This is a genomic window from Desulfuromusa kysingii, assembly GCF_900107645.1.
Lineage (GTDB): Bacteria > Desulfobacterota > Desulfuromonadia > Desulfuromonadales > Geopsychrobacteraceae > Desulfuromusa > Desulfuromusa kysingii.
Map to the genome: position 1 here is coordinate 10,880 of NZ_FNQN01000014.1, position 19,441 is coordinate 30,320.

General features: G+C 45.1%; 17 protein-coding genes. 4 read left to right on the forward strand and 13 right to left on the reverse strand.

Annotated elements, in window-relative coordinates; translation table 11 throughout:
- Positions 1–12 precede the first annotated feature (12 nt).
- The 7 genes from BLU87_RS16380 to BLU87_RS16410 all read right to left on the reverse strand — a co-directional run bounded on the left by BLU87_RS16380 (position 13) and on the right by BLU87_RS16410 (position 8,160).
- A complete protein-coding gene (locus tag BLU87_RS16380) occupies positions 13–3,576 on the reverse strand; it encodes a pilus assembly protein (protein WP_092350831.1) in 3,564 nt (1,187 codons plus the stop codon).
- A gap of 37 nt (positions 3,577–3,613) precedes the next feature.
- A complete protein-coding gene (locus BLU87_RS16385) occupies positions 3,614–3,901 on the reverse strand; it encodes a hypothetical protein (protein WP_092350833.1) in 288 nt (95 codons plus the stop codon).
- 18 nt (positions 3,902–3,919) lie between these two features.
- Positions 3,920–4,441: a pilus assembly PilX family protein gene (locus tag BLU87_RS16390; RefSeq protein WP_092350835.1), complete on the reverse strand. Its 522-nt coding sequence runs from the start codon at positions 4,439–4,441 to the stop codon at positions 3,920–3,922.
- A 9-nt stretch (positions 4,442–4,450) separates the two neighbouring features.
- Positions 4,451–5,497 (reverse strand): PilW family protein, encoded by a 1,047-nt coding sequence (locus BLU87_RS16395; RefSeq protein ID WP_092350837.1) that lies wholly within the window; start codon positions 5,495–5,497, stop codon positions 4,451–4,453.
- A complete protein-coding gene (pilV, locus tag BLU87_RS16400) occupies positions 5,494–5,925 on the reverse strand; it encodes a type IV pilus modification protein PilV (protein ID WP_175498438.1) in 432 nt (143 codons plus the stop codon). Before pilV ends, BLU87_RS16395 begins: the two co-directional genes overlap by 4 nt.
- A 12-nt stretch (positions 5,926–5,937) precedes the next feature.
- A complete protein-coding gene (locus tag BLU87_RS16405) occupies positions 5,938–6,492 on the reverse strand; it encodes a GspH/FimT family pseudopilin (protein ID WP_092350841.1) in 555 nt (184 codons plus the stop codon).
- 159 nt (positions 6,493–6,651) lie between these two features.
- Complete coding sequence (locus BLU87_RS16410; protein ID WP_092350843.1) at positions 6,652–8,160, reverse strand: sensor histidine kinase; 1,509 nt, start codon at positions 8,158–8,160, stop codon at positions 6,652–6,654.
- Positions 8,161–8,435: 275 nt separating this feature from the next.
- On the opposite strand from BLU87_RS16410, the gene BLU87_RS16415 reads away from it, so the two are divergent.
- The 4 genes from BLU87_RS16415 to BLU87_RS16430 are packed head-to-tail and all read left to right on the forward strand — an operon-like array spanning position 8,436 to position 10,507.
- Positions 8,436–8,627: a ferredoxin gene (locus BLU87_RS16415; RefSeq protein ID WP_092350845.1), complete on the forward strand. Its 192-nt coding sequence runs from the start codon at positions 8,436–8,438 to the stop codon at positions 8,625–8,627.
- Between the two features lie 2 nt (positions 8,628–8,629).
- On the forward strand, positions 8,630–9,307 hold the full coding sequence (locus BLU87_RS16420; protein ID WP_139167601.1) for a hypothetical protein: 678 nt from the start codon (positions 8,630–8,632) through the stop codon (positions 9,305–9,307).
- A complete protein-coding gene (locus tag BLU87_RS16425; protein ID WP_092350849.1) occupies positions 9,304–9,870 on the forward strand; it encodes an HD domain-containing protein in 567 nt (188 codons plus the stop codon). Before BLU87_RS16420 ends, BLU87_RS16425 begins: the two co-directional genes overlap by 4 nt.
- A gap of 7 nt (positions 9,871–9,877) precedes the next feature.
- Complete coding sequence (locus BLU87_RS16430) at positions 9,878–10,507, forward strand: DedA family protein (protein WP_092350851.1); 630 nt, start codon at positions 9,878–9,880, stop codon at positions 10,505–10,507.
- Here BLU87_RS16430 and BLU87_RS16435 read toward each other — a convergent pair.
- The 6 genes from BLU87_RS16435 to mdh form a co-directional block, all read right to left on the reverse strand.
- Positions 10,482–11,471, reverse strand: coding sequence for a hypothetical protein (locus tag BLU87_RS16435; protein ID WP_092350853.1), 990 nt, complete (start codon positions 11,469–11,471; stop codon positions 10,482–10,484). The two genes, BLU87_RS16430 and BLU87_RS16435, sit on opposite strands and share 26 nt — an antisense overlap.
- 87 nt (positions 11,472–11,558) lie before the next feature.
- A complete protein-coding gene (locus tag BLU87_RS16440) occupies positions 11,559–14,114 on the reverse strand; it encodes a bifunctional aconitate hydratase 2/2-methylisocitrate dehydratase (RefSeq protein WP_092350855.1) in 2,556 nt (851 codons plus the stop codon).
- A 436-nt stretch (positions 14,115–14,550) separates the two neighbouring features.
- Complete coding sequence (bamJ, locus tag BLU87_RS17835) at positions 14,551–15,234, reverse strand: BamJ family beta-barrel-assembly machinery protein (protein ID WP_342743686.1); 684 nt, start codon at positions 15,232–15,234, stop codon at positions 14,551–14,553.
- 97 nt (positions 15,235–15,331) lie between these two features.
- Positions 15,332–16,333, reverse strand: coding sequence for a 2-oxoacid:ferredoxin oxidoreductase subunit beta (locus tag BLU87_RS16450; RefSeq protein ID WP_092350859.1), 1,002 nt, complete (start codon positions 16,331–16,333; stop codon positions 15,332–15,334).
- 4 nt (positions 16,334–16,337) lie between these two features.
- Positions 16,338–18,206 (reverse strand): 2-oxoacid:acceptor oxidoreductase subunit alpha, encoded by a 1,869-nt coding sequence (locus tag BLU87_RS16455; RefSeq protein ID WP_092350861.1) that lies wholly within the window; start codon positions 18,204–18,206, stop codon positions 16,338–16,340.
- Between the two features lie 242 nt (positions 18,207–18,448).
- A complete protein-coding gene (gene mdh, locus BLU87_RS16460; protein WP_092350863.1) occupies positions 18,449–19,438 on the reverse strand; it encodes a malate dehydrogenase in 990 nt (329 codons plus the stop codon).
- Positions 19,439–19,441: the final 3 nt, after the last annotated feature.

A 19,441-nucleotide genomic window follows, 5' to 3' on the forward strand; every position in this document is an offset into this window, starting at 1 on the left:
AATCCTCATTTCTTAGCGTAGTTGGCGCCATGAACGCCGACCAAAATCTTCAGAGTCTCCCGCATCTTCAGTGACAACCTCAATACCACCATCTGAACCACCGAGGTACTTATATTCGAGTTCGCCCGCTCCAATAACAGCAGGAGTTTTAGTGATACCGACAGTTGATTGCACACCGCCGGTTGATTTAGGATCATCATCATCATCATCATCATCAATTGTCACTTTATCATCATCATCAATCTGACCATCTTCGTTGACATCAAATGGTGAATCCTCTAGGCGGCCACCGCTCATGGCATCAAGCTCCATGATCCAGCTGGTCCCCCCTGCGGAGCAAGGATCTTCCAGTGGGATGAGTGTCGTAAAAATCACCCGTTCATACCTTAACAGCGGCGCACTGACGACCCTTTCACCTGCAGCGTCACCATCATACACCAGATCCATATACCAACCATCAGCAGGATCAGCGGACAAATAATCAACAGGTTCATCAGAGATCACCCTATAGTTATCATCAGATTCAGCTAATTGTCCCTCCGCGATAATGGTTTGTTCCACTAAAGTACTCCGATCAGTCGTTGTAATCGCAGCTCCATTATCCCAGACACCATAAAAAGACTGAATTGATGGGGTGCCAGAAACATCATTATCTCCCACCTCAAAATACTGACCTGTTCCAAAATAGATCATCTTACCGCCATTGTCATGGCTGCCAACTTCCACCGGGGCGGTAATCGGCTGTACTTCACCTGAAGCATTACGGGCAGTAAACAAAGGTTGAGGGTTATCCGATCCATCCACATATGCTGAAACCCAATCACTGCTATCGCTACTACTTAGGTCAAATTTCCACAAATTGCCTTGCAGATCACCGGCATAAGCAGTCGTAATAGTACGTCTGCTATTAGCCAGCAATACTGGCGCAGAAAGTCCATTCGGGTTCCCAGAGCTACCGACTCCAGTCGGAATTTTCCGAATCAATGTCCCATCAATCGCATTGACAATATAGAGATAAGCCTGATCATTGTCGCTCTCTGGACCATTACCAAAAATGACGGCCCAGTCGCCATTCTGCATCCGTGCAATAACCGACTTACCCAGATTAAATCCAAGATCCGTATCCGTATACTCCCAGAGAACATCGCTCGCTTCAAAGTTATCCGGGTCGGTTATATCCAAAGCAAAAACACTCTGCCCACCAGCTCCCAAGGAACCCGCAAGAATTGTGCGCCAACCGGAAGAATAAATATCACCAACTGACGAAGAACCATCAACATAGTAACGATGAGTATAATCGGGATCAGACAAGTCTGCTAAATGGTCATAAACACCTGCAGGGACATAGGCAAAGCTCTCAACGCCACTCGACGCATTAAAAGCGTGTAGCATTCCGTCGTTAGCACCAATGTAAAGCATTCTCGGTCGAGAGGCTTGGCTCGCCCGATAAATTAGATAGTCTGTTCTCCCAGGGGTCCCGCTCGGTAAACGCTCATAACTGAAGTTAGGATTGCCAACAACGAGAGGATCAGAATTAACAACATCCCCCAAAAGAGAGGTTCGAGCCCTCAACGTACCGCCATCATTACCAACTTCTAAACTTTGGTCCCCACGCAACCATTCCAAACGATCGGTGTCAATTAAGTCCTCTTGCTGCTCTGTGGATAAGTTTCCCCACTGATCTGTAGTGAATTCGATACCTGTAGAAGCTCCCATAGTAAAAATGTTACGGGACCCATGATCGGGGATACTCCCAGTATCGTTCGTGTTCCACTGCACATCACCAACTGAACCATCACTCTCTATGAGGTAAGCCCGAATTTCACCGCTCCAATCACTACTATCAAAGCGTGCCTGAAAAATTAAAGATTCATCCACCAGTCGGGTTGAGTTCGTCGCTATAGCTGCTGCTGAAGACTCGGTCCGTGCGACAATATCCGATAAGGTATTTGAGAGTTCTGTCGCAAAAGTTTGTGGATCAGCTGCGCTGAAAAAGCCCCCGCGACTATTAACCGATGCATGGAGAAGATCATCCAGACGGGCGCCACATTCAGATCCGTTACAGTTTGTCGAGCCGGGATTCGTGTAAGGCCAAGAGATAGGACTGCCTGTCACAACAGCCGTCCAGGCATCGTCTGGATCGATGGTTCCAGAGACCCCAAGACCGATGCCAAAAGTCACCATATGTTGCCAAAAAGCTGGATTGGTTGCCGAGATGGGGACATTATTCTCAAGATCTGATTGCAGATCACGCTTCCAGTAATACATAGCGACATCGGCTAGCGTATTAGAACGGTTGTCTTGAAAGGGGTCTGTAGCTTCATATTGATAACTGTTAGTTGCTGAACTAATATTTGGACCATCAGAGCCATCAACATTATTACGTGCAGCAGATGTATCAGCATCGTATGAACTACCTCCGGACCAATAACCATCTGTCATCAAAATGGTATAGCTGTTCCGGCAGGAGTAATCAGAACCACCAGATTCTCCTGGGGCAGAACTCCATGGACCACGGCTTCCAGAATACTCATAATAACGTCCTGCTGCATCCAATGCCTTGCGCAAAGGGGTACCACCGCCGGGCATATCGCGAGTATACAATTCCTCATAGAATTCGGCTCTGTCATCTCCAGAGAAAGAGCGTACACCACGGATGATGCTGGGGAGACTTATTCCATCAGTCCAATTAGAACTAGCATTAATGGCACCATAGCCGACCCGAATATTCTCATCCTGTGAGGCAAAAGCCTGACCTATAGCTGCTCTGGAAGCAAGTATTCGCGACCGATAGTACGTATACCAGTTTGCAAAGTTCTGAATTTCTTCAGCATAGCTACAAGTCCCACTAGCAGCGTCAACACAATCCGTACGACTTTCCCGCCCATGCCCAGTATAACTTGACATTGAAGAGCGTATCTCCACCTGGGTATAGTCATCCCAAGACCAGCCATCCCCACCAATCTGCCAGTAATAAGTTGCCGGCCAGAATATTTTATTATCCGTAGAGGCAGAACAAGAATCAGAGCTATTACAATTAGTCCACCAGTTATTGTTATATCTATCATTATTTATTGTCAGGTTTCGCGCTAAATTATTAACATCACCAGTGGGGCAATTACCTGTATTTTCAGGATTGTGCCAAGCACATGTCGGCGAAGCCGCCGGATATAAAGTATTATCATATTTTGTCCAAGGGACATATGTGACTGAAGGATTATAATAGGTGGTATTAAACTGAGGAGAACGGGTTCTTGCTGTGTAGGCTTCCCCGTCCTCAACCGTTGTGACCCGAACCGTGCTTTGACCATAGTCTGTATCTCCATAGACATTATTAGCCCGAGGAAAAACATAACCATTCCAAGAAACAGCCAAGTCGTCCGGTGTCACCTCAAAAAACATTGACCCTGAATCATCAAGAATAAACATGATATTGGGATCGATTGAAGATGTTAGAAAAAGGGGCAACTGGGAAAGCTCAGCACGTACGGGCACACAAGTTATAGCTATCAACCCTAACGATAACAACAAGTAATTGGACATCAATAAAAAATACTCATATATTCTTTTTTGCATTTTATTCCTCCATCATCCCAACTATTTCTAATGCCAATTACCTATCCAACACAGCCAAATATTTGAGTGTTATCTCTCCTGAATCAGAAGTGTAAATATTAAAGATAACCTGCTTCCCCACCAAGTTTTTGTCCAGCAATAAGCTCACGGAAGTATCATTCTGTAGATATATTTTCGCATCATCAGCCAATTGATATCTGCTCTGATTTATAATCACAGAACGAATATCGGGATAGACTTCCTGAATAGTGCCACGCAAAACAACAAGAGAAAAAACATCCGTCGTGACAACAAAAAGTAACAACAATACAATTATTTTTTTCATCGCTTCCTCACAGTTGTCCTATCGAATATAGGTACTTTGCAAAATCACAGTACTCCGACCATTGGGGCTATCCCCTCGACTAGTAATCCGGTACATTCCGGGTAGATCTTCTGGTGCAGCGTCAAAGATCTCTGAATCATTTCCGGAGTTATCAACATCAGTCAAATACTCCAGATAATACACAGCCTCGACATCTTCTGCGCTGCCGATATCACCAATGTTTTGACTCCGTGTTTCATCATCCCACCAGTCATCATCATTCTGCCAGAGAGTTGAATCTACCAGGTAAAGGCCATTAGTATCAGCGAAAATAGGAACCGGAATCTGGCTATCCAGCCAGTTTTCCCCAATGCGCAAACCTGCTTCTGCAATTTGGAAAGCACTCCCCTGCTGCTCCATATTACCGACCATTTTTTCTTGTAACAGGGTGCTCTGCATGGCGGTGATGCCCAAAATGCTGAGGACAATGAGAATCAACAATCCTGTAATCAGCGCCGTCCCTTGTTGACTGTTTACACTATGGTTAAGAATCTTCTTCATTATAACCTCTCATCGTAGGCGATTGCGGAGCCCAATTGTGGTGCTCATGACCATGCGAAAACGGCGGTCATCACCAGGAGCATCAATATCGGTATCATCAACCCTATAAGTAGAATTATTGAATTCAGCATGGGTCATGTCATTAGGAGAACGCAATAGCAAACCAATGCGTACACTGACGACATCAGTCCAGTCCGAAACATCATTTGCTGCGTCATAATCATCGGCAGCACGGTCACCGTCGGTATCCACACCATAACGAACCTGCATATTTTCGACCCCTTCCACCAACTCTTCAGGATCTGCTGCATCCGTCACCCGACGATAAAGTGCCGGTTCACCAGCAGAATTAGTTCTAATATAGAACGAGGAGGTCCGTGGCAAATAGAGTTGTGCTCCCTCAGCGTATGCCTTCGACAGATCACCATCAGGATTAACAACTCCGGTTGCATCATCATAATGATCCACTCGGAACAATGTTGACGCTTCACAATCAGCGATTAACATCAGTTGGTCATCTTGCAACCCAAGGTCATCTTCTGTCGAGATATTGGCACTGGGTCCCCCCATATCTGCCGATAAATCAAATGCTTGACCTGTTATGACATGACGAACCGTTAAAATATCACTCCCTGTTAATGGATCAGTTAGATTAAATTCATCAATCGTCGCCGGATCAACAACCCCACCATCATCCTCCCAAGCACCATCGATCAATTCATCAGCAGTACCGGGATTATCTGGTACCCATTCTAAGCCCTGTATCGGCACCGCATAATTAATATGATAATCGTCTTCATCAGAGAGGATTGATGTATAATTTGCCGGCTCCTGTGAGCAACCGAGGAATCCGGCACCAACAACCGCTTCGCGAATAACATGCATGGCAAAGCGCCCATTCTCCTGCACTCGACTCAGGCTTTCATTGCGTGAATAGGCGTTGGTACTCGAGATAAAGACCTGATAGATGCCACCCAGCAAGATCATGGTGATAGTCATTGCCACCAGAAGTTCAATTAGCGACAAACCACGAGGCTGTTTCAGTATTATTTTCATAAGCGTGTCCCTACCACCACCGAATCAGCACCAAAAGAATCTTGCCATTGAACTGTTACGGTTACAATGTTATCAACGGTCGCTATTGATCCATCCCCTTGTGGGAGATTGGTCTGTAAAGCTGTTTTCCACTCATCTAAATCTGTCTCAACCATCCCCGTATAGGTTGGTGCTGCAGGAACAATGGTCAAAGCGACATCGTAATCACCATCCACTGCTGCTGCTCTATTGGCGCGCATCCGATCCATAATATCTTCACAGCTCTGGACCGCTTTAGAGTGCAACAAAGCATTATTGCCGCTGCGTAGACTGTTGGTTTGCAACCCGGCGACACCAAGCAATCCAATCGACAAAACCAGCAGGGCTACCAACGCCTCAACCAAAGAAAAACCATCGGCACCCAATCTTCTTTGAATTTTTTTAACCACGCTCTTCACCTCTTAGTTTCTCTCAGTACGCACTCTGCCAGTTTTAGCGAAAACGATATCCATTTGATTTGAATCCGATGTGACTTCAATCGTGCGGTCGGCAACATCGTCGTCGTTTAAGTCAAGGAAGCCGGTTCTTGCATAAGTCAAGAAGTCGTCGACAGTACCTCCACCGTCCATAGTCACGCCACCAATGGCAGCCTGGACCCTAAGAATAGTATCGTTACCAGCGGTAATAGCACCATCAGCATTCAGATCAACAAACACTATCCAACCTTGTTGCCAACCGGTTCCATTGGTCACACAAGCCGTGTTAAGAGCATTGCTTTTACATATTGTAACGGGTTCTGAGCGAGTGACCGCTTCACTGCGTGCGTAGTTACAGGTTGACACCAACTCATTCACCGCGCTGGTCACCCGCGAACTCCGATTCAAAGCAATATAACTTGGTATAGCAATTGTCGCCAGGATTCCAACAACAATCATAACGACAATCACTTCGATCAAAGTGAATCCACTGGAGTTATATTTACGACGACAACATTTCATCCGCATTGGTTTTTTCATATTCTCAATTCCTCACTTAAAGTAAAGAGACAGCAAAAAACAAGCCAATTCATAAATGCAGCAAAAACTTTTGATATTCAGAGTTTAAGTCCACAATCAGTAAATGGAACAATAATCATGTAAGTTTTGCACAACCACAACTATGTATTTTTTGCAGAGTTATACGGAAGCCACAATCGGTAGCGTGACAGTAAAAGTCGTTCCGACCCCAGTCGTGGAATCCACATTAATGTTTCCTCCCGCTTCTTCGATGATGCGCAAGCTGATCGTTAATCCTAGTCCAGTCCCTTGCCCTAAAGGTTTAGTTGTGAAAAATGGATCAAAAATCATCGCCAGCGACTCGCGTTTTATCCCATGTCCATTGTCAGAAATTGCAATTTGAATTTTATCCGTGAGTACAGTTGTGACAATCTCTATTTCACCACAGTCTGGACAGGCCTGAACCGCATTCAATAATAGATTTATAAATACTTGTCGCAATTTCTGCTGGCCGATTCTTACAAATGGCACACTGTCTGGCGACACCAGCTGAAGAGCCATGGTCTTCACGTGTCCCTGATTTTTAATCAGCTCAAGACAGTGTCTCATCTCATCTGAAACATTGACATCTATCGGCGGGTCATTACAGTCAGAGCGGGAAAAATCAAGCAGCTCGCGCACCAGAAAATCAATACGACTAGTTTCCGCCAGAGTCCGTTTCAAAATATCTTGTTGAGGATCATCTCTCAACGATTGTTTGAGAATTTCCAGATAACCAATCACTGCTGCTAGCGGATTGCCAAGCTCATGAGCGAGTCCGGCAGCAAGTTGCCCTATTGATGCCAGCTTTTCACTGCGGATTAATTCGTCACGCGTCTGTTGCAACTGTTTATTAGTTTCACAAAGGGCCTGAATGTGATGATTGGTTTGTTCCTGGCTCCATTGAAGTGCTGATGTCATCTGATTATATGCTGCAGCCAACTCAGCTATCTCTCTGGGGCCAGAAACTGTTAAGCGAACATCCAGTTGTCCTTTAACAATATTTTCTGTTGCTGCCAATAACAATTGAGCCGGTCTGATGACATTGCGGCGCAATAGATAATCACCAATCAGAATAAGAACCACACCATATAAAACAACAAAAACCAATAAAAATTTGATGGATTGTTGCAATTGTAGACGGATATCATCCAACGCAAAGTGAAATTCAACGAGTCCGTTGTTTGTATTATTTACCTTCACAGGTGCTATAAAATGAACTCTTGTTTCGATGTCATTATAGAGCATGAGCAGATTCGGAAACGAAATTATGCGAATACTCTCACCCGTCAAACGCACCTGCTGCAAACGAGAAGAAGTGGCCCATTCCCCATTCCCATGCTTAATTGATTCCAGAAGAGCGAGGTCTTTATCATAGAGTTGCCAACCTTGGCAGCTTGGATGAGCAGAACACAGGTCGGCAAGGAATTCAGCGACAGGAAACCTATTGTCTTGAACTTGTGCTGGGGCAAAGTTACCTGCGGAGCGCGTCGCTAGATTGACGAGACCATCAAGATTTCTCAGACGCTCTTCGAGGAGGGACTTTTCCATTAAACGGATCATCATTACCCCGCCTAACAACAAAGCAGCTCCAAGAAGAAGAGTGAGTGTTAACATGATTTCAGTTCTTAATCCGCTGGACTTTTTCACGCCAAAACTCCACGTTTATCGATCAGCCCTAATATCAATACCACTTGATAATGAGAAGGAATCAGACCTTTCGTATTAAACACCTACAAGTACGATTTAAATATCGTGTAGGGAGTCAATCGTCGACTCAAACTCTACCCAGTATTGAAATTTGTTTTTCCTAACTACCATGTCCCTTATAAAATAACTATAAATTTGTCAAATGGGGTCGGAATAGTAAATAATGGTCAGGTGTTTAAACTGTACACTATTTGATAATCATGAAAGGAAAACCTATGCCACGAATCCCTTACCTCGACCAAAGTGCTTGCATTGGTTGTGAAACCTGTACTCGCATCTGCCCCAAAGTCTTTACGATGGTCTCAGAACACTTAGCTGGAGTCCATGATCCGACCGGCGATACCGAAGAGAAAATTGAAGAGGCGATGGATAACTGTCCAGTTGCCTGTATTAACTGGGAAGATTAGCCGTGTTGCAACAACGTTGTCTTACGGCGTTACGTCAACTTTGCAGAATCCTGACTTGCGTTTGGTTGCCGCGTGTTGCAGACATACGACAGCGCCTGGCTGGACATTATTTTTGCTACGCCGTCATTATCTCTGTCCCCTTCGCCCTCTCAGGCTGCCAGTCATCGCTACTTGATAATGTGCACATGAATGAGTTTCGTGAACAACTCTACATTGATGCCAAATTGAACTTTGCGATTAAACATCCACAAAACTGGAAGCGGGTCATCGTACCGGTATCTTCGCCAAGCTACAGGGCTGACACAGTCAACTGGAGCGCAGACAACCCGCGCAAAGAAAATGATAATGGCGGACACATGCTGATCAGGAGTTTGCCCCGCGAAACGGCCTCTAATCTCCCTGACCTGCTCAGCAACTACCTGATAGATAAACCAGAGCTTAAAACCGGACAAGCTGCCCCCTTTGACCACCCTGCCGGCCCCGCTTTAAAATTTGTGGGACATGATCAAAATCATGGATTGCTGATAATTGCGGTCCTGGGGAAACAGCGTAATTTCATTATTTCGCTGGATTACCCATCCTCAAGGTTTGCTGAATTATTACCCATCTTCAAAGACATTGTTGCCAGTTTTACCGAAATTGTCCGCCCTGAGGACAGCTCTGAGGTTGCACCAGAATGAAACGGATTTGTCATCCCATCGAGATTATCAACAAATATTACGCAAAGAACCCGCAAGCGCGACAAATCCTCCTCGATCACAGTCGCCTCGTCACCCGCAGAGCCCTCAAGATTGGTCGTTATTTGCAGACACAAGGTGAACCTGTGGATTTGCAATTTCTGGCACAAGCGGCCATGTTGCACGATATCGGCATGATCAAGACCAACACACCTGAACTGGGATGTCATGGCAAAGCTCCCTACCTGCAACACGGGATAAGGGGCAAAGAGATTCTGGAAGAGGAAGGCCTTTTTCAACATGCAAGGGTGAGTGAACGCCATACTGGAGTCGGACTCACAGCCAAGGATATCAGCAAACAACATCTCCCCTTACCGGTCCAGGACATGCGTCCAGAGACACTGGAAGAGCAGATCATCTGCTACGCTGATCTATTTTATTCGAAAGGGGTAAAAAATCGCAATCGCGAGAAAACTCATCAACGAGTTCGTGATAAACTGATCAAGTACGGCAAGAGTAAAGTCAATATTTTTGATCAATGGCACAAAAAGTTTGAGCCGGAATAAGGTCGTCATGGAAAACTGGCTACAACAGTTTATCGAGTTTTTACCTACCGGGATTGCTTACCTCTCTTCTCTTTTCCTTGTCTGCTTCTTGGAATCATTACCCATCGTTGGATTACTTATCCCAGGAAGTACACTCGTTGTTTTGGCAGGGTTTCTCGTCTTGGTTGGCAAGTGCACATTTAGCTTAGTCGCGACATTGGCAATCGCTGGTGGTTTATTGGGAGATCTCTTCAGCTTCTGGCTAGGTTATTATTACGGTTCGAAATTTCTCAAGATGAGAGGCTTTCAAAGGCATCGCAATCTAGTACACCGATCAGAACGTTTCTTCGTTGATCATGGCGGTAAAAGTATCTTTTTTGCCCGGTTTCTTGGCCCAATTCGCGGCATTACCCCTTTTATTGCCGGTCTCTCCAGTTTCCCCGGAAAATCTTTTTGTGGCTACGCTTTGGTCAGCTCGATCTTATGGGGAATCTGTTACCCGGGGATTGGCTATTTAGGGGGAAGCAGCTGGCATCAGGCGCAAAGTTTAACAGCCAAGTTCGGACTCATTATTTTCGGGCTGTTATTGATCACCATTCTTAATGTTTGGATTCGGCGTAATTTCAAGAAAGCTAAAATAGATACTGAAGACCAGTAGTCAAGGCATAAGAATCCCACTCCACTTGATTTAAGCGTGCCTTGCCGACGCTGCCGTCAGCTAAATAGGTCGTGTCACAACCACTATCAGCGTTCCAATTCTGGATATTGCCGTTAAATACCCAGGACCATTTTTCATTGATGACATATTCACCTTGCAAGTCATAGACGACACCTGTTCCACGAGATTCATGCTCAAAACTGACGGGATGCATAAAATCCGAACGTAAATTCCAGTCGGCCTGAGCAAAATATTCAACCCAGTGATACTCAATCCCGAAGATAACTTTAAATTGATCATTGGCATGATAAGCGATATTCGCCCCCAACCAGGGGCCATACCAATATGCAGTATAGGTACTGTCCAGCCCCATCAACGGTCCAATCGCAGCGGGATAAGAACTCCCTTCAGGACGAAGTTCCGGCTTTGAGATCACCTGTTGTCCATTCGTCATTGTCAGTGCTTGGACATTAAAGGCGTAACCAACTAATGGCGTAATAGAAACCCCGCTGAGGGCATTGCACTCAAATATGGGCCCCAAGGCGGCAGATAAGTCAACCGTTAGACCATCATCAGCGTCACTCACAGACCGAGACCATTCGTCACTTCGGTTATCCGCAGCATAATCGGAATCCTGAACCTGACCAGCAACGATTTTACCAAAGGCAATGTTGGCGATTGCAAACGCATTTTTGTTGATTAGAGGAAGTTCTTCTGATTTAAACCACGTGTGGAGATGAAGTTGTACAATTTCAAGGTCATCCCAACTCAACTCAGAGATAATATCGGGTTGTTCAAGAGCAGTGACAGCAGAGATCCCCCAATTGAATTGGTCTGTGCGATAACCAATCCCGACACTGAAACCTGAAGATTCAATGTCCGCAAGATCAAATGCAAGTGCCGAACTCAGCAGCCATGGACTTAACAGCACAAAGAAGGATAATACATAAAGAAAACGGCACATTTGCTTAGCGTTCCTGACAGTTTTGTTAAAAAAGGCCACTCATTTCTGAGTGGCCTTAAAGATACAAACAACTAAAGATGGTGCAACTTAAATATCACAACGCTTATAAACGTTATCAAATTCACCCAACTCATCAAACTGCAGATAGTCGTACACTTCTTCCTTGAAGGGGGCAATTTTCTCTTTATAAATTGCAAGATACTCTTCTGGAGTCGGTAGTTTGCAGTTCAACGCTGTCACCGCGCCCAATTCGGCACTTCCAAGATAGACTTGAGCACCATTACCAATACGATCATCAAAGTTACGGGTACTGGTTGAGAACATGTTGACACCATCAGGAACACGTGCCTGATTCCCCATACACAAGGAGCAGCCAGGTGTTTCAATCCGGGCACCCACCTGATTGAAAATTGCAAAATAAGCTTCACTCTTCAATTTTGATTGGTCCATCCGCGTCGGTGGGCAGATCCAGACACGATCTTGAGGATTGAAGGTATGACCTTCCCAAATCTTAGCAGCGGCACGGAAATGACCAATATTGGTCATACATGAGCCGATAAAAATATCCTGAATCGGGGTTCCGGCAATTTCTGATAACAATTTCACATCATCAGGGTCATTCGGACATGCCAGAATCGGCTCAGTAATTTCAGCCAGATCAATTTCAATCACTGCGGCATATTCAGCGTTCGCATCCGCTTCAATCAGCTTAGGATCTTTCATCCACTCATTGACAGCATCAATACGGTTACGCAAGGTTTGAGCATCTTGGTAACCGTCTGCGATCATCTTTTCCATTAAAGCAACATTGGAGCGTAGATAAGTACAGACACTCTCTTCTGACAGCTTGATACAACCGGCAGCAGCGGAACGCTCAGCTGCAGCATCAGTCAACTCAAATGCTTGCTCTACTGAAAGGTTTGGCAAACCTTCCATCTCTAAAATTTTGCCGTTAAAGATATTGATTTTGTTCTTTTTCGGCACTGTCATCAACCCCTGCTTGATCGCCCAGAGAGGAATAGCGTTGACGGCATCACGAAGGGTAATCCCTTCATTGAACTCCCCTTTAAAGCGGACAAGAACGGATTCAGGCATATCCAGAGGCATAAAACCGAGGGCACCGGCAAAAGCAATCAGACCAGACCCTGCAGGGAAGCTGATACCAATAGGGAACCGGGTGTGAGAATCACCGCCAGTACCGACAGTATCGGGAACCAATAAGCGGTTAAGCCAACTATGAATAACCCCATCGCCGGGATTCAACGGAACACCAGCACGGTCAGAGATAAACTTTGGTAAAGTGTTATGCATCAAAACATCAGCAGGTTTTGGGTAAGCCGCGGTATGACAAAAAGATTGCATAAACATCGGGGACTGAAATTTAAGACAGGCTAGCTCTTTGAGTTCATCGGCAGTCATCGGACCTGTAGTATCTTGAGAACCAACTGTCGTCATTTTTGGCTCACAGGCTGTCCCTGGAAGAATACCGTCGACACCACAGGCGCGACCGACCATTTTCTGTGCTTGGGTGTAGCCTTGGTTCGGTTTTGGGGTCGGGTTATCTGCCGGGGTAAAAATATCAGGTTCTGCAACCCCAATCGCAGCACATGCCAGACTTGTAACCGAACGACCAATAATCAACGGGATCCGGCCACCAGCGCGATATTCATCAGGAACTGTATCCGGTTTTATCTCGAAGGTTGAAACAACATCACCAGCCTCATTGGTCACTTCACCTTTGGCCGTATTAATCGTAATGATGTCACCCATATTCATTTTTGTGACATCCATCTTCAATGGTAGCGCCCCGGAATCCTGGGCGGTATTAAAGAAAATTGGAGCGATAACACTGCCAATAATGACACCGCCACGACGTTTGTTTGGCACTGCGGGAATATCATCACCAATACACCAAAGAACGCTGTTACAAGCAGACTTACGGGAAGACCCAGTTCCAACAACATCACCAACAAAAGCGACCTGATGGCCCTCTTTACGCCATTTAGCAATCTCTTCAATACCACCGGGGAAGCGAGTTTTCCCCATGGCCAGAGCATGTAAAGGAATATCGGGACGACTCCATGCGTCTCCCGCCGGAGAGAAGTCATCAGTGTTAATTTCCCCTTCAACTTTAAACACTTTAACTTTAATAATTTCAGGCATTTCAGGTTTATTAGTAAACCACTCTGCCTTCGCCCAGCTATCGACAACCTGCTTTGCTGCGGCATTGCTTTTAGCCAACTCAATCACCTGTTCAGCAGCATCGTAGACATAAGTCATTGATGATAAAGCGGTCGCTGCAGTATCAGCTAAGTCTGCCACACTCAAGGCCGAGATCAATGGTTGAACATTGTATCCACCGATCATTGTGCCAAGAATCTTTACCGCTTTAACTTTATCAATAAGAGGTGAGGACTTGGTTCCGGCAACAATTTCTGCCAGGAAAGCAGCCTTAACTTCTGCAGCGGGATCAACTCCTGGAGACACTCGCTCGGTGAGCAAATTCATCAGGAATTCTTCTTTACCAGCAGGAGGGCTCTGAAGTAATTCACAGAGACCTGTCGTTTGTTCAGGGTTCAACGGTAAAGCAGGAATCCCTTGTGCATTCCGCTCTTCTTCCAATTTAAGATATGCTTCGATCATCTCTCTCCTCCAATTATCAGGTTCGCAGCATAAGCTGCACAATAAGCTGTTTGCCAGAATTAAATGCTGCTGACAATAATCATTTCAGTGTCAAATCTTGCATACTGTATACGATTTATCGCGCTTCTGTCAATCAAGTGATCACCTCAATCACCTCCAAACATAACACTATTTTGTTAGCCACAATTCGAAGCTAATGATTTTTCAATATGACTTAATATGTCACGTGGATGTCGTAGCTTCGAGCTAGCAAAAATCATATCATCAATCGGGAGAACATTAATGTTTGAAATACTACTTCTCTGTTCAATTATCCTCATCGTTGTTAGCCAACTTTTGCCAAATAAAGAGTCCAGACAATAAAAAAATCCTGTCAACAAATGCTGACAGGATCATATGCAAAATTTAAGGTGACAATGAAATAACAGATGGCAATCTATAATACTTTTAATAATTCAACATCAAAGATCAAGGTTGCATTTGGTGGAATCATCGGCGGTGCACCACGTTCAGCGTAAGCTAGCTTGGCAGGGATGACAAGTTGCCATTTAGCACCTTCTTTCATCAATTGCAAGGCTTCAGTCCATCCGGCAATAACTCCATTGACGGGGAAACTGGCCGGCTCACCACGAGAGTATGAACTGTCAAATTCGGTTCCATCCAATAACGTTCCCCGGTAGTGAACCTGAACCTTTGAATCGACTTTTGGAGAGGCACCATCTCCGGCCTCAATAACCTTATATTGCAAGCCACTCTCTAGGGTGACGACCCCCTCAAGTTTACTGTTTTTCTCTAGGTATTCTTGAGCAAGCTTCTCATTTTTAGCAGCTTCTGCTTGCATTTCGGCCATCTGTTTCATCTGCATCTCTTGTTGAAAAGCCGTGAGCACCTGGACCATCTCTTCGGAGGTCATAGCTGTTTCTTCCCCCTTGAATACAGCCGTCATTCCTGCTGCTAACTGGTCAATATCAATGTCGAGCTTTTGTCGCAACATATTGTTGGCGATATCCATCCCGATAGCATAACCAACTTTTTGTTGTTGGGTTTGAAGTGTCTCTTCGGCATAAACATGACCGCTTGCAAGGATTAACAGCATTAGGACAATAAGCAATTTATTCACATTTGTCTCCATCACAAATATCGCGTTAATGAAAATAAGCCCCGATTGTTAAAACAACCGGGGCTCGATGAAATTAGATCATTAATTTATGAATCAATTAAACAGTCCAAGTATGTCCAGACTGCATGATATCATCAATAGAACGACCACGCTTCTCTTTGACAGCGTCAACTTGCTCGTAAACCATATCATTGTAAGTTTTCTTGCGATCATCCGCATAAAGAATACCAAAAGCAATTGGCAAACCGTTATCAGGACGCATACCAGCAAGTATGGCGGCCATTTCTGCATTTTTTTCGTCGTGAACAAGAATATCAGCTTCGTCGGCTTTATCAATTCTAACAGCCTTAATGCCGAATCCATCCTGAACCAAGCAGTATTGGCTTGTCGCACCAAAGATCATTTTCTCCCCATGCTTGAGGATAATATGATAATCGGCACCATCTTCTTTATTGACCAATTTATCGTGAGCACCATCATTGTAGATAACGCAGTTGGCGAAGATTTCCATAAAGCTTAAGCCATTATGCATGGCGCCACGGACACAGATCTCTTCATTCAACTTCATTTTCTTGTCAATGCCGCGGGCGACAAAGGTTCCACCTAAACTGATAGCGACCTTGGCAGGAGTCATCGGGTAATCGATAACACCATAAGGGCTACTCTTAGAGATCTGACCCATTTCAGAGGTAGGAGAATATTGCCCTTTAGTCAAACCATAGATTTTATTGTTAATCAAAACATAGTTCAGGTTCATGTTACGGCGAACAACGTGCATAAAGTGGTTACCACCAATGGCTGTGGAATCACCATCGCCAGAAATAACCCAGACATCCAGTTTTGGATTCGCAACTTTCAAACCAGAAGCAATCGCTGCCGCACGGCCGTGAATGGTATGAAAACCATAAGTTTCCATGTAATAAGGGAACCGACTGGAGCAACCGATACCGGAAACAATTGCAACTTCGTCCCGTGGCTTACCGGCAGCAACCATACCGCTACGAACAGCATTCATAATGGCAAAATCGCCACAACCCGGACACCACTTTACCTCAGCATCTGAAGCAAAATCTTTTTTAGTTAGTTGAGTATCAGCCATGGTTTTATTCTCCTAACATTTCGTTAACTTTGTCGATAATCTCGTACTCACGGAAGGGGTCGCCTTGGACCTTAGAGAGAGATTCAACATCAACCAAGAACTTGGCGCGGAGCAGCAAGCTCAGTTGTCCCATATTAAGTTCAGGAACCAGAACTTTATCAAACTGGCTGATAACCTCACCCAGATTTGCAGGGAAAGGCCATACCCAACGCAAGTTAATACCTGAAACAGGTTTCCCGTCATCGATCATACGATCAACGGCACCCTTAACAGCACCATAAGTTCCACCCCAACTAATAACGAGTACTTTATTTGAGGTCTTACCGTTAACTTCAACATCAGGCAGAACCTTGGCCAAATTATCAACCTTAGCCTTACGGAACTCGGTCATCTGTTGATGAACCATCGGGTCATGACTTACAGCCCCGTTGATATCTTTTTCAAGTGTTCCGATGCGATGCTGGCAACCTTTAGTTCCTGGAATAGCCCAATCGCGAGCCAATGTTTCTGGATCACGCTTGTATGAGACATATTTTTCACCCGGATGAGCTTCGGGGACCCAGAAATTGACATACGGTCTCAGGTCTTCAAGCTCTGCCATTTTTGGCACCTTCCAAGGACAACTACCTTGGCCGATATAACCATCAGTCAGAACAATAACCGGGGTACGGTACTTCAAAGCAATTTTTGCTGCTTGATAGGTGGCATCAAAACAATCAGCAGGACTGTTTGCAGCAATAATCGGCATATAACTGTCACCGTTACGGCCAAACATTGCTTGCAACAGGTCTGATTGTTCGGTTTTTGTCGGCAAACCAGTACAAGGACCGCCACGTTGGACGTTCACAATAACCAGAGGGACTTCAAGAATCAAAGCCATACCAGCAGCTTCTGTTTTCAGCGCCAAACCTGGGCCAGAAGTTGTGGTAAACGCCAGATCCCCAGCACAAGCTGCACCAACTGCAGAACAGATACCTGCAATCTCGTCTTCCATCTGCATAGTAACGAGATTCACATCCTTCATCTCAGAAGCATAATGCAGCAAGTCTGTAGCTGGGGTAATAGGATATGAACCAATGAATGATTGCAGACCCGCTTTTTCTCCAGCCGCTGCGATAGCGAGGGCAGCAGCATCATTACCGGTAATGTTACGATACAGACCTTTTTCAATTTGCGCAGCGCCAAGGTCATAGCGCTCTTGGAACATAATGGCGGTTTCGCCATAGTTCAAGCCTGCTTTAAAAGCGAGGGTATTGGCTTGTGCAACTTTGAGCAGTGGTTTTTTGGCTTTTGGACCAAACTTTTCTTGGATAAAATCCAAAACCAATTGTTTGTCTTTGTTGAACAGCCAACATAAAACCCCCATGGTAAAGAAGTTTTTACAGCGATCTTTCGCTGCAATCGGTAGTTCCATTTCAGCGAGGGCTTCACGAACCAGAGTGAACATCGGGATCGCTTTGACATCATAGCCATTCAAGCTGTGGTCTTCGAGTGGGTTCGAAGTGTAACCGACCTTCTCCATTGACTTCTCTGTAAAAGAATCAGAGTTAGTAATGATCATCCCACCGGCTTTAACAAATTTGGAGCTGTGCTTCAATGCAGCTGGGTTAAAAGCAACCAGCACGTCTGGTGCGTCACCAGCGGTATAGATCTTATGATCACCGAGGCACATCTGGAAACCTGAAATACCTGCTACGGTACCGGCAGGGGCACGAATCTCTGCTGGATAATCAGGAAGCGAGTTAACGTCATTACCGTCTAGAGCAGCCAGAGCGGTGAGTTGATTTCCAATAAGCTGCATGCCATCACCGGAGTCTCCGGTAAACTTAATGACAATTTGCTCAGCACTTGTGAGTTTTGCATTCTCTGCCATACTGTCTCCTGTTAATAAAGAGATGTTTCAAGAAAAATGCTGTCAACGACAGCTATCAAACATCATTATCCAGATATACGCGAATTCATATAACACTGACTCTTGATATTAAGCAAGTCTATATGAACTAAATATGATGAGGACACAATGCTTATAAATTAAAGTCCATCAACTGACATACAACAAGGGCAATGGTAACATTGCCCTTGTTTGGTATACATCAGTGTATGTTTCTAATCAGATTAACTGTTCAGTACGTCTGCCAGGTCAGGTAGAATCGTGGGGAGCTCATCAATGAGCCCCTTTACTGCAGCGACTGACTTATCAAACAATGCCTGCTCTTGTTCGTCAAGTGAAAATTCAATAATTGACTCAACACCACCGGCACCAAGGACACATGGGACGCCAACATAATAGTTATCGACACCAAATTCACCTTGTAATAGGGCACAAGTTGGGAGGACACGTTTTTGATCACGCAGAATAGCTTCAGCCATGGCAATCGCTGAAGAAGCGGGGCTGTAAAATGCAGAACCATTACCCAACAATTTAACCACTTCACCACCGGCAGCTTTAGTACGCTCAACCATGGCGGTCATAACTTCATTAGCTTTCGCTTCGTCCCCATACTTACGGACCAATTGTTCCATTACAGGAACACCGTTCACGTTTGCATAACGGATAATTGGCACCATAGTATCACCATGACCACCAAGAACCATGGCGTTAACGTCGCGTACTGACACACCGAGTTCCCAAGCGATGAAAGAACAAAAACGGTTTGAATCAAGCACACCTGCTTGTCCCATAACACGCTCAGGTGGGAAACCTGTTACTTTTTGGCACAGGGTAACCATAGCGTCAAGCGGGTTAGATATAATGATTACAAATGCATCTGGAGCATATTCTTTAATACCCTCAGAAACCTGACTCATAATTTTGGCATTGACACCAAGCAGGTCATCACGGCTCATACCAGGCTTACGAGGTAGACCAGCCGTAACGATAACAACATTAGAACCAGCAATGTCCGCATAGCTGTTGGTACCTTTAAGATCTACATCAAATCCGTCAACACGGGCAACTTCAGCGATATCGAGCATCTTGCCCTGAGGCATCCCTTCGACGATGTCAAACAGAACAACATCACCCAGTTCGCGCAAAGCACAAAGTTGTGCTAAAACACCACCAATTTGTCCACCACCGATCAAAGAAATTTTAGGTCTCGCCATTGT

Excerpts from the sequence above, each read along its gene's own strand:
- BLU87_RS16380 (WP_092350831.1), bottom strand. The coding sequence starts at position 3,576 with ATGCAAAAAAGAATATATGAGTATTTTTTATTGATGTCCAATTACTTG.
- BLU87_RS16385 (WP_092350833.1), bottom strand. The coding sequence starts at position 3,901 with ATGAAAAAAATAATTGTATTGTTGTTACTTTTTGTTGTCACGACGGAT.
- BLU87_RS16390 (WP_092350835.1), bottom strand. The coding sequence starts at position 4,441 with ATGAAGAAGATTCTTAACCATAGTGTAAACAGTCAACAAGGGACGGCG.
- BLU87_RS16395 (WP_092350837.1), bottom strand. The coding sequence starts at position 5,497 with ATGAAAATAATACTGAAACAGCCTCGTGGTTTGTCGCTAATTGAACTT.
- BLU87_RS16405 (WP_092350841.1), bottom strand. The coding sequence starts at position 6,492 with ATGAAAAAACCAATGCGGATGAAATGTTGTCGTCGTAAATATAACTCC.
- BLU87_RS16415 (WP_092350845.1), top strand. The coding sequence starts at position 8,436 with ATGCCACGAATCCCTTACCTCGACCAAAGTGCTTGCATTGGTTGTGAA.
- BLU87_RS16425 (WP_092350849.1), top strand. The coding sequence starts at position 9,304 with ATGAAACGGATTTGTCATCCCATCGAGATTATCAACAAATATTACGCA.
- BLU87_RS16430 (WP_092350851.1), top strand. The coding sequence starts at position 9,878 with ATGGAAAACTGGCTACAACAGTTTATCGAGTTTTTACCTACCGGGATT.
- BLU87_RS16435 (WP_092350853.1), bottom strand. The coding sequence starts at position 11,471 with ATGTGCCGTTTTCTTTATGTATTATCCTTCTTTGTGCTGTTAAGTCCA.
- BLU87_RS16440 (WP_092350855.1), bottom strand. The coding sequence starts at position 14,114 with ATGATCGAAGCATATCTTAAATTGGAAGAAGAGCGGAATGCACAAGGG.
- BLU87_RS16450 (WP_092350859.1), bottom strand. The coding sequence starts at position 16,333 with ATGGCTGATACTCAACTAACTAAAAAAGATTTTGCTTCAGATGCTGAG.
- BLU87_RS16455 (WP_092350861.1), bottom strand. The coding sequence starts at position 18,206 with ATGGCAGAGAATGCAAAACTCACAAGTGCTGAGCAAATTGTCATTAAG.
- mdh (WP_092350863.1), bottom strand. The coding sequence starts at position 19,438 with ATGGCGAGACCTAAAATTTCTTTGATCGGTGGTGGACAAATTGGTGGT.